The organism is Streptomyces sp. GSL17-111 (assembly GCF_037911585.1).
Classification (GTDB): Bacteria; Actinomycetota; Actinomycetes; order Streptomycetales; family Streptomycetaceae; genus Streptomyces.
The window spans coordinates 2,459,639-2,468,436 of sequence record NZ_JBAJNS010000001.1; the positions used below are offsets into that span (position 1 = coordinate 2,459,639).

Sequence of the window (8,798 nt, forward strand, 5' to 3'; positions counted from 1 at the left end):
CCGACCCCTCGACCAGGCACGACGCCACGGATCATGAAGCACTACCGCACCCGCACCGAGCGTGCTACGCTCCAAGCGAGTTGCAGTTTGGTTTCCTTGCAGTACAAAGCCTGCGGAGCATGTGACCGCGGGCTTTCGTCGTATTCAGACTTCAAGACATCTTGCAGGTTCTGGAGCAGGGCAACCCTTATAGGCCCAGGGAGGGCTTATGGCTACCGGAACCGTCAAGTGGTTCAACGCCGAGAAGGGCTTCGGCTTCATCGCCCAGGACGGCGGGGGCCCCGATGTCTTCGTCCACTACACCGCCATCAACGCGGCCGGCTTCCGGTCGCTTGAGGAGAACCAGACCGTCACCTTCGACGTCACGCAGGGCCCCAAGGGCCCGCAGGCGGAGAACGTGACCCCGGCCTGATTCGCGAACAGCACCACCAAGGAGCCCCCGCCCCGGCGGGGGCTCCTGCCTTGTGCGCCCCTGGTACGCCTCAGCCCTGCTGCTCGGCGCTTTCCGCGTGCTGGAGGGCTTGGCGCGCCTCCTCGGCGTGACCGCCCCGGGCGACGACGTCGTAGCGGGACGCCACCAGACTCTGCCGCGAGGCGAAGTCCCGCCGTCCGCCGGTCGCCGCGTGCGACGCGAAGCCGAACACCGCGCCCCACAGCGCACCGATCAGCACACCGCCGAGGATCAGGCCCAGCCACACCGGCCCCGTCGTGAAGAGCCCGACGAGGAGTCCGATGAACAGGCCGAACCAGGCGCCGCTGGCCGCACCCGCGGCCGCCGCGCTGCCCTTGGTGAACCGGCCCGTGACCCGTTCGACGGTGCGCAGGTTCGTTCCGATGATGTCCAGGTACTCGACGGGGAACTTCTCGTCCGACAGCCGGTCCACGGCCGCCTGGGCGTCGGCGTAGGAGTCGTAGCTCGCCACGGTGTTCCACGCCATGCTGACCGGGCTCGGGGCACCCGGGTCCGTTGCGGACATCGGTGACCACCTCTCGTCGACGATGCGCGTCACCGCCCCCGAGTGCCCCGTCGCGCGCCGGGTGAACGCCGCTCCGCCACCCCGCGCGCCGCCCACACGAGTGCACATGACGGCGTCACAGCGTGATCACACCGTCACGTTGGGCACGATGGCGGCGACCGATTCGTCCCCGTCCGGGGATCACCCGAAGGACTCAGATGCGCACCTCCCGTTCGCGCGCCGCCCGCATCGTCGGCGCCTCGGCCGTCCTGGCCGGACTCCTGACCGCCGCACCGTCCGCCACCGCCGCCCCCGCCCCCGCCCCCGGCGCGACCGCCGACTACGCGGGGCAGTCGATCGACCTCGCCCGGGACGGCTGGCTGGACGCCCACACCTGCGTCGTCCACACCCCCGAGAACGTCCGCTGCTACGGCGAGGCCGCCGAGGCCGACGGCGCCCTCGGCTACGAGCGCTCCGCCGACCCCGCCGCCCGGCGCAACGCGGCCGTCCCGGCCTGCGCCAACGGCTGGCTGTGCCTGTACGAGCACGCGAACGGCGGCGGCCGCCGGCTCATCTTCAACGACGAGTACTGGCACAACCTCTACGACTACGGCTTCGAGAACCGGACCAGCTCCTGGCGCAACAACCAGAGCTCCGGCGACTTCGGCACCCTGCGCATGTCCGACGACCAGCGCCAGCTCTGGATCGAGGCCCCCGCCTACACCGCCTACCTCGGCATCTACAACGACCGCGCCTACATGGTCCACGGCTGACGTCCTCCCGGCCCAGCGCGGGCACCGCGCGAGGCACCGCGCACCGGGCGCCGAGGGGGCGGGGCGGTCACACGACCGTCCCGCCCCCTCGCGCGGGCCGGGCCCTCAGGAACCCCGGGTGCCGTCGGCGAGTTCGCGGAGGATGTCCAGGTGCCCGTTGTGGCGGGCCGTCTCCTCGACGAGGTGCAGCAGGATCCAGCGCAACGTGACCGCGCTGCCGTCACGGCCCGTGCGGCGGGCGGTGGTGTCCAGGTCGTAGGCCTCGACGAGGTCCCGGTGCCGGGCGCTCTGCTCCTCGTAGTCGGCGATCAGCTCGGCGAGCGGCGTCCGGGCGCCGAGACGCATCTCGCGGTCCGGGTCGTCCTCCGTCCACGGCGCCTCGTCGGGCTCACCGAGGAAGACCACCCGCAGCCACCAGTACTCCACCCAGCGCAGGTGGCTGAGGACGCCCGCGAGGGACATCAGCGGGGAGCCAGGCAGCGGGGCGGCCGTCACGGTGACCGGGGAGGCACCGGCGCACTTGGCGACGGCCGTGGCGCGGGCGTAGTCGAGCATCGTCGTCAGGGTCGCCCGCTCGTCCCAACTCGTCGGGCGGTCGGTGCGCGCGGGGATGGCGTTCGTCATCCGGCACATACTCACCGGGCGGCCGACCGGCGTCGAACGGTTTTCGCGCCACCTCCCGGTGTTACGGTCGGACACCGCCGTGACCAGGGGGGCGGCGGGGAACGGGGGCATCATGAGGGAACACCACCGGCCCGGCGGGTACGCCGGTACGGACGCCGCGCCGCCACCGGGCGTCCCGACGTGGCAGCACGGCCCGACGTGGCAGCACGGCCCGACGTGGCAGCACGGCCCGGCGGAGGACTACCGCGCACGGCTGCGGCAGCTCCACGCCACCACGCGGGGGCGGCCGTGGGCCCCGCACTTCCTCAGCACCCGGCTGACGTACGCGGTGCCCGCCCTCTCCTGGGCCGGGGCGACGGCGGTCTACGTCACCGCCGCGCTGCTGCTCGGCGGTGTCGGGGTGGCGGCGGCCGTCGTGTCGGTGTGGGCCGGCACCTTCCTGTGGCCGCTGCTCGTCCTGGCCGCGGTGCTCTGGCTGGCCCTCCTGCTGGAGCTGATGACGTACGGCGCGCGGGCGTACTGCGTCGTCCTGCTGACGCTGAGCGGCATCGGCGTCCTCGCCCTGCCGCACAGCGCGTACGCGAGCCAGGTCCTGCTGGATCGCGGAACGCGGGTGACGGCGGAGGTGACGGCGACGTCACCCTCCAAGGGCGGTCGACGGTGCGCCCTCGACGAGGCGGGCACGGACCGCGCCGTGGGCACCATCGGCTGCGGCGCCCTGGACGTCGGCGACCGGGTCCGCGTGTACGCCGACCCGCTCGGCCGGGTGAAGCCGTCCCGGAATCCCGCCCGGGAGCTGGAGCTCACCCGCTGGGGCGCGGCGGGGACGGGGACGGTCCTCACCGCCTCGGCCGTGCTCGCCGTCGCGGGCGGTCACCGCAGGCGACGCGCACTGGGCCTGCTCGGCACTCCCCCCACGGACCCCCGACACCGCTGAGAAACACCGCTCAGGGCCGGTGGGAACCGGTGGCGTCGTCGGCGTGCGCGGACGTGGCGCCATGTCGGACGGCCGCCGCCAGGGCGGTCCGGGCGACGGCCTCGCGCAGCTCCGGCGGGTGGAGGACCTCGGCCTCCGCCCCGAGGCGCAGCAGGTCACCGACGGCGACGGCCCGCGTCTCGACGGGCAGGTCGACCTCGGTCCAGCCGTCGGCGTCCGGCGGGCCGGCGGTCGCCAGCGCCCGGGTGCCGGCGGTGCCGAACTGCACGGGGAGCAGCTTGCGGGCCCGGGGAGAGAGCCGTACCCGGGCGGTGCTCCGGTACTGCGCGGCCTCCAGGCGCGCCGTCGCCTCCCCCCAGTACACGGCCAGGTCGAATCCGGCCGGGCGCTCGAAGACGTCGTCGACGACGTGCACGGCCGCGAAGCGGGAGACCCGGTACGTCCGGGGAGCGTCGTCGTCCTCCGACAGCGCCACGACGTACCAGATGCCGCCCTTGAGGACGAGTCCGAGCGGCCGCAGCGTGCGGTGGCGGTCACCGCGCCAGGCCCGGTAGTGCGCGCGCAGCACCCGCCGCTCCCAGACGGCACCGGCGACGGCGGCGAGGAACGGCGTCGGGTCGGCGTCCCGGAACCAGGTCGGGGCGTCGAGGTGGAAGCGGTCCTGGACGCGTCGGCTGCGCTCGGCCAGACCGGGCGGGAGGGCCGCGCGGAGCTTCAACTCGGCCGTGGCCAGGACCGCACCGAGCCCCAGGTCGCGGGCGGGGCCCGGGGTGCCGACGAGGAAGAGGGCCTGCGCCTCGGCCTCGTTGAGCCCCGTCAGACGCGTGCGGTAGCCCTCCACGAGCCGGTAGCCGCCCTCGGGGCCGCGCTCCGCCACCACCGGGACGCCCGACGCCGCCAGCGCCTCGATGTCCCGGTAGACCGTGCGCACGGACACCTCCAGCTCGGCGGCCAGCTCCGGAGCCGTCATGCGGCCCCGGTTCTGGAGCAGCAGGAGGAGGGAGAGCAGGCGGTCGGCGCGCATGGCGTCATTGTCGCGGGCGCATCCGACAACCTGATGGCCGTACCTGACAGGAGGTGTCATGTACGGCTCCTAGCGTGGCCGTCACACCCCTGCGAGAGGACGCACGACGATGCAGAGCACCGGCCACTTCACCGCCGCCGACTGGACCGAGACCCCGCTCCGCCCGGTCTCCCCCGACGCCGGGCCCGGCGCACCCGGGCTCCACCACGCCACGGTCACCAACACGTTCACCGGCGGGATCGAGGCCGTCGGCACCCGCGCGTCCTACAGCATCGCCTACCTGACGGAGACCGCCGGGACGTTCACCGGTATCGAGGTGCTGTCGGGCAGCGTCGAGGGACGCGACGGGTCGTTCGCACTCGTGCAGCGCGGGTCGTTCGGGGCGGACGGCGTTCTGCGCTGCACCTTCGACGTCCTCGCGGGCTCGGGCACCGGGGCCCTCACCGGCCTGCGCGGCAGCGGCGGCTTCACCCACCGGCACGGCGAGACGTCGGTGGCCTACACCTTCGACCACGAGTGGGACTGAGGAGGACGCGGAGGCCGCCCGCGGGCCCACGGGAGACGCGCGTCGGGGCCGGGCCTGTGGCTCAGTGGTCGTCCCAGTGGTCCTCGTGGGCGGCGTGGCGGTGGCCGTCGTGGAGGTAGTCGACGTGGTCGCCGTGCGGGACGGCCTCGTGCCCGCACAGGTCCCCGTGCCGGTGCTCGTGGGCGGGGTGCCGCACGTGGGCCGTGGGCTCGCACTCGTCCCAGTGCCCGTCGTGCGCGCGGTGCAGGTGGCCGTCGTGCACGTAGTCGACGTGGTCGCCGTGCTCGACGCTCTGGTGACCGCAGGTGGCGCCGTGCCGGTGAGGATGCGCGTCGTGCGGCCGGTGGGTGGCTGTGCTCATCGCTGGACTCCCTGGGTCGTCCTCCCAGGCTAGCGAGATGTCCTGTTATGTCGCATCCGGGTGCGTCGGTCCGTAGAGCGCTTCGATCTCGCGGTGGAAGTCGCGCACGATCGCGTCGCGCCGGAGCTTGAGGCTGGGCGTCAGGTGCCCGTCGGCCTCGGTGAAGTCGCCGGGCAGGACCGTGAAGCGGCGGATGGCCTCGGCGTGCGACACGAGCTGGTTGGCCTCGTTGACGGCCTGCTGGATGTTGTGCCGCAGGTCGCCGTCGCGGACGAGTTCGCGCATGGGCAGGCCCTCCTTGCCGTGCATGCGCCGCCAGTGGGCGAGGCCCTCCCGTTCGAGGGTGACGAGCGCCGTGAGGTAGTTCCGGTTGTCGCCGATGACGAGGCACTGGCTGATCAGCGGGTGGGCGCGCAGCCAGTCCTCCAGCGGGGCGGGCGCGATGTTCTTGCCGCCCGAGGTGATGATGAGGTCCTTCTTGCGGCCGGTGATGGTGAGGTACCCCTCGTCGTCGAGGGCGCCGACGTCCCCGGTCGCCAGCCAGCCCTGCGCGTCCGTCTCGGGGATCACGGACTGCCGTTCGGCGTCCCAGTACCCGCCGAAGACGCTGCCGCCCTTGAGCAGGATCTCCCCGTCGGGGGCGATGCGCACGGCCGTGCCGGGCATCGGCCAGCCGACGGTGCCGAGCTTGGGCTTGAGCGGCGGTGTGCAGGTGACGGCCGCCGTCGTCTCGGTGAGCCCGTACCCCTCGTAGACCTCGATGCCGGCGCCGGCGAAGAAGGCGGTGAGCCGGCGGCCGAGGGGCGATCCGCCGGAGATGACGTAGCGCACGTGGCCGCCGAGCGCGGCCCGGATGCGGCGGTAGACCAGCGCGTCGTAGAGGCCCCGGGCGGCCCGCAGGCCGAGGCCGGGGCCGCGACCGGCGCCGGTGAGGGCTGCGGTGGCGGTCTCCCCGTAGCGGACGGCGACCTTCTCGGCCCGGTCGAAGGAGGAGCCCCGGCGCATCTCCTCGGCGGTGGCGCGGGCCCGGTTGTGGATCTTCTCCAGGACGTAGGGGATCGCGAGGAGGAACGTCGGCCGGAACGAGGCGAAGTCGGCGATCAGGGCGTCGGTGTCGGTGCTGGGCGCGTGGCCGAGGCGGACGCGGGCCCGCAGGCAGCCGATCGCGACCATGCGGCCGAAGACGTGCGCGAGAGGGAGGAAGAGGATCGTGGACGCCGGTTCGGAGCTGACCGACTGGAAGACGGGGTGCAGCAGCTCGACGGCGTTGTCCGTCTCGCTCATGAAGTTGCCGTGCGTGAGCACGCAGCCCTTGGGACGCCCGGTGGTGCCGGAGGTGTAGATGAGCGTGGCGACGTTGTCGGGGCCGAGGGCCGAGCGGCGCTCGGCGACCAGGGCGTCGGGGAGGGGCTGGCCGGCGGCGGCGAGCTGGTCGAGCGCGCCGTTGTTGAACTGCCACAGGTGCCGCAGCCACGGCAGCGCGCCCCGGATGCCGCTGACGAGCCGCGCCCCCTCGACGTCCTGGACGGCGATGCCCGTCACGCCGGCGTCCTGGAGGATCCAGCGGACCTGCGCGGCGGAGGACGTCGGGTAGACCGGGACGGTGATCAGGCCGACCGCCCAGGCGGCGAAGTCGAGCAGCGTCCACTCGTAGCAGGTGGGGGCCATGATGGCGAGCCGGTCGCCGGGCCGCATACCGGAGGCGATGAGGCCGCGCGCCACGGCCCGGACCTGGTCGGCGAACTCGGCGCACGTCACGTCGTCCCAGCCGCCGCCCGGACGGCGGCGGGCCAGCACGACGGCGTCGGGGTCCTCGGCCGCGTTGGTGAACGGGATGTCCGCGAGCGATCCCTGCCGGGGGAACGTCACGATCGGCGGCACCTCGGCCTGCCGGACGACGCCGTCCCGGGCCCGGCGCAGTAGCGGCGGGACGAGCACGGGCGGGCCCTGGGGGCGCTGCGGGGCCGACTCCGCCACCCCGGAGACCGCCGTGCGGGCGGCGGCCGACTGTGCGGCGGCGCTGTTCTGTGCGGACATGCGGCCCTCCGCCGACGCGTGCGTTGACAAGGATTCGATAAAAGTTACCCACCCGTAGGTTGCCGTACGGCGACCGCTTCCGGCCAGAGGGCGTACCGAGTCGGCACACCTTTCGACCGTGACCTTCACCGCACCACCGCTCCCCGGCTCCCGCCGCCCGCCCACCGGACGCCGCCGCGCGAGGGGGTCAGACCGGGCGCGTCAGGCCGGGCGCGCGGCGTAGCCGAGGAAGCGCTCGCCGCCCAACTCCTCGACGGCGTCCAGGAGGGCGTGCACCGCCGTGGTGATCTCCCCCGCCCCCTGCCCGGCGGCGACGCGCTCCCCGATCTCGGTGTGCACGAGGGAGTGGAAGGCGGCGATCTGCGTGGCGACCAGGCGGGGCATCGGGTCGTCCGGTGCCGCGCCGGCCCCGGCCCTCAACTCGGCGGCGAGGACGTCGGTCATCCGCCGCCGCAGCCTCTCCAGCCGGGCGGTCAGCGCGGGCGTGGAGCGCATCGCCCGGTACGTGCGGCCGAAGCCGTCGGTCAGGGCTCGCCTGCGGTCCGCGTCCCCGACCTCGTTCCGCAGGTGCGCCAGCACGGCGCGCGCCGCGGACTCCCCGGGCCCCCGCCGCCGCACGACGTCCGCGAGGTGCTGCGCCGTCGTCTCCTCCGGCGGGAGGACGAGGTCCTCCTTGGCCGCGAAGTGGTTGTAGACGGTGTTGACCGAGACCTCCGCCGCCTCGGCGATCTCGGCGATGGTGACGGCGTCGAATCCCCGGGCGGCGAAGAGCGACGCCGCCGCGTCGGCGATGCACTGGCGGGTCTGGCGCTTCTTGCGCTCGCGGAGGCCCTCGGTCATGCGTCCGCAGCGTAGTGCGGACGCATGACCGAGGAGTGACGGCCGGCGGTTACGGGAGGAGTTGGCGCGTGAGGGTGTCGGCGGCCCAGTGCTCCCAACGGGAGGGCGTCCAGCCCTGCGTGGTGACCAGCAGCCCGTAGGTCTCCGGGCCGAGGAGGGCCAGGGCGACGTCTGCGGCCGAGGCCGCGTTGTGACCGTCGCGCAGGCCGTCGCGCAGGCCGTCGCGCAGGGGGCCGCCGGCCTTGCGGACCAGGGCCTCGGCGAAGCGGAGTTGGACGGTGTGCCGCTGCCGCTGGTTGGTGCGCCACAGCTCGGCCATCTCGGCGTCGGCGGCCGCCGCGCCCCGGACGACGTCCAGCACGGGCGCGGCCCGCTCCAGCACGGCGCGCGCCCCGGCCGCCTGGCGCGCGAGCTGCTCCCGCGCGCCGGGGGCGTCGAGGACCGCCCGGGCCCAGGGCCGGTCGAGCGTGGCGACGGGGTCCGCGTCACCGGCGATCGCCGTGTCCAGCACCTCGGCGAGCAGGGCCCGTTTGGTGCCGAACGTGAAGTAGACGGTCTGCACGCCGACCCCGGCGGCCCGGGCGACGTCCTGCACCGTCGTGGCCGTCCAGCCGCGCTCGCAGAACAGTCCGGCGGCGGCGTCCAGCATGCGCCGACGCGTCTGCCGGGTCTTCTCGGCGCGGGTCGGGGCGGCGGTCACGGCGGCTCCCTCGGCGGTTC

General features: G+C 74.1%; 11 protein-coding genes. 4 read left to right on the forward strand and 7 right to left on the reverse strand.

The window, feature by feature from the left end; all coding sequences use genetic code 11:
* Positions 1-208 precede the first annotated feature (208 nt).
* Positions 209-412 (forward strand): cold-shock protein, encoded by a 204-nt coding sequence (locus V6D49_RS10765; protein ID WP_191211329.1) that lies wholly within the window; start codon positions 209-211, stop codon positions 410-412.
* 70 nt (positions 413-482) lie between these two features.
* On the opposite strand, the gene V6D49_RS10770 is transcribed toward V6D49_RS10765, so the two are convergent.
* Positions 483-977: a general stress protein gene (locus V6D49_RS10770; RefSeq protein WP_340559094.1), complete on the reverse strand. Its 495-nt coding sequence runs from the start codon at positions 975-977 to the stop codon at positions 483-485.
* A 197-nt stretch (positions 978-1,174) separates the two neighbouring features.
* Here V6D49_RS10770 and V6D49_RS10775 point away from each other — a divergent pair, with 197 nt between their 5' ends.
* Positions 1,175-1,729, forward strand: a complete 555-nt coding sequence (locus tag V6D49_RS10775) for a peptidase inhibitor family I36 protein (RefSeq protein WP_340559096.1) — start codon at positions 1,175-1,177, stop codon at positions 1,727-1,729.
* 105 nt (positions 1,730-1,834) lie between these two features.
* Here the strand turns inward: V6D49_RS10775 and V6D49_RS10780 are convergent, their stop codons facing one another.
* The gene (locus tag V6D49_RS10780; protein WP_340559097.1) at positions 1,835-2,353 is read right to left on the reverse strand and encodes a DinB family protein; all 519 of its coding nucleotides are present in this window, start codon (positions 2,351-2,353) and stop codon (positions 1,835-1,837) included.
* Positions 2,354-2,465: 112 nt separating this feature from the next.
* Here V6D49_RS10780 and V6D49_RS10785 point away from each other — a divergent pair, with 112 nt between their 5' ends.
* Entirely contained in the window at positions 2,466-3,290 is an 825-nt protein-coding gene (locus V6D49_RS10785; RefSeq protein WP_340559099.1) for a hypothetical protein, read from the forward strand.
* 10 nt (positions 3,291-3,300) lie between these two features.
* On the opposite strand, the gene V6D49_RS10790 is transcribed toward V6D49_RS10785, so the two are convergent.
* Entirely contained in the window at positions 3,301-4,314 is a 1,014-nt protein-coding gene (locus tag V6D49_RS10790) for a helix-turn-helix transcriptional regulator (protein ID WP_340559101.1), read from the reverse strand.
* 109 nt (positions 4,315-4,423) lie between these two features.
* On the opposite strand from V6D49_RS10790, the gene V6D49_RS10795 reads away from it, so the two are divergent.
* Positions 4,424-4,840 carry a DUF3224 domain-containing protein gene (locus tag V6D49_RS10795; protein WP_340559102.1) on the forward strand — a complete coding sequence of 139 codons (417 nt, stop codon included), beginning with the start codon at positions 4,424-4,426 and terminating at the stop codon, positions 4,838-4,840.
* A gap of 61 nt (positions 4,841-4,901) precedes the next feature.
* Here V6D49_RS10795 and V6D49_RS10800 read toward each other — a convergent pair whose 3' ends face one another.
* The 4 genes from V6D49_RS10800 to V6D49_RS10815 all read right to left on the reverse strand — a co-directional run bounded on the left by V6D49_RS10800 (position 4,902) and on the right by V6D49_RS10815 (position 8,778).
* Complete coding sequence (locus V6D49_RS10800) at positions 4,902-5,201, reverse strand: hypothetical protein (RefSeq protein WP_340559103.1); 300 nt, start codon at positions 5,199-5,201, stop codon at positions 4,902-4,904.
* A 45-nt stretch (positions 5,202-5,246) separates the two neighbouring features.
* A complete protein-coding gene (locus V6D49_RS10805; RefSeq protein WP_340559104.1) occupies positions 5,247-7,238 on the reverse strand; it encodes an AMP-dependent synthetase/ligase in 1,992 nt (663 codons plus the stop codon).
* 201 nt (positions 7,239-7,439) lie between these two features.
* On the reverse strand, positions 7,440-8,078 hold the full coding sequence (locus V6D49_RS10810) for a TetR/AcrR family transcriptional regulator (RefSeq protein ID WP_340559106.1): 639 nt from the start codon (positions 8,076-8,078) through the stop codon (positions 7,440-7,442).
* A 49-nt stretch (positions 8,079-8,127) separates the two neighbouring features.
* A complete protein-coding gene (locus tag V6D49_RS10815) occupies positions 8,128-8,778 on the reverse strand; it encodes a TetR/AcrR family transcriptional regulator (RefSeq protein WP_340559108.1) in 651 nt (216 codons plus the stop codon).
* Positions 8,779-8,798 lie beyond the last annotated feature (20 nt).

Coding starts and splice junctions, on each gene's coding strand:
- V6D49_RS10765 (WP_191211329.1), top strand. CDS start 209: ATGGCTACCGGAACCGTCAAGTGGTTCAACGCCGAGAAGGGCTTCGGC.
- V6D49_RS10770 (WP_340559094.1), bottom strand. CDS start 977: ATGTCCGCAACGGACCCGGGTGCCCCGAGCCCGGTCAGCATGGCGTGG.
- V6D49_RS10775 (WP_340559096.1), top strand. CDS start 1,175: ATGCGCACCTCCCGTTCGCGCGCCGCCCGCATCGTCGGCGCCTCGGCC.
- V6D49_RS10780 (WP_340559097.1), bottom strand. CDS start 2,353: ATGACGAACGCCATCCCCGCGCGCACCGACCGCCCGACGAGTTGGGAC.
- V6D49_RS10785 (WP_340559099.1), top strand. CDS start 2,466: ATGAGGGAACACCACCGGCCCGGCGGGTACGCCGGTACGGACGCCGCG.
- V6D49_RS10790 (WP_340559101.1), bottom strand. CDS start 4,314: ATGCGCGCCGACCGCCTGCTCTCCCTCCTCCTGCTGCTCCAGAACCGG.
- V6D49_RS10795 (WP_340559102.1), top strand. CDS start 4,424: ATGCAGAGCACCGGCCACTTCACCGCCGCCGACTGGACCGAGACCCCG.
- V6D49_RS10800 (WP_340559103.1), bottom strand. CDS start 5,201: ATGAGCACAGCCACCCACCGGCCGCACGACGCGCATCCTCACCGGCAC.
- V6D49_RS10805 (WP_340559104.1), bottom strand. CDS start 7,238: ATGTCCGCACAGAACAGCGCCGCCGCACAGTCGGCCGCCGCCCGCACG.
- V6D49_RS10810 (WP_340559106.1), bottom strand. CDS start 8,078: ATGACCGAGGGCCTCCGCGAGCGCAAGAAGCGCCAGACCCGCCAGTGC.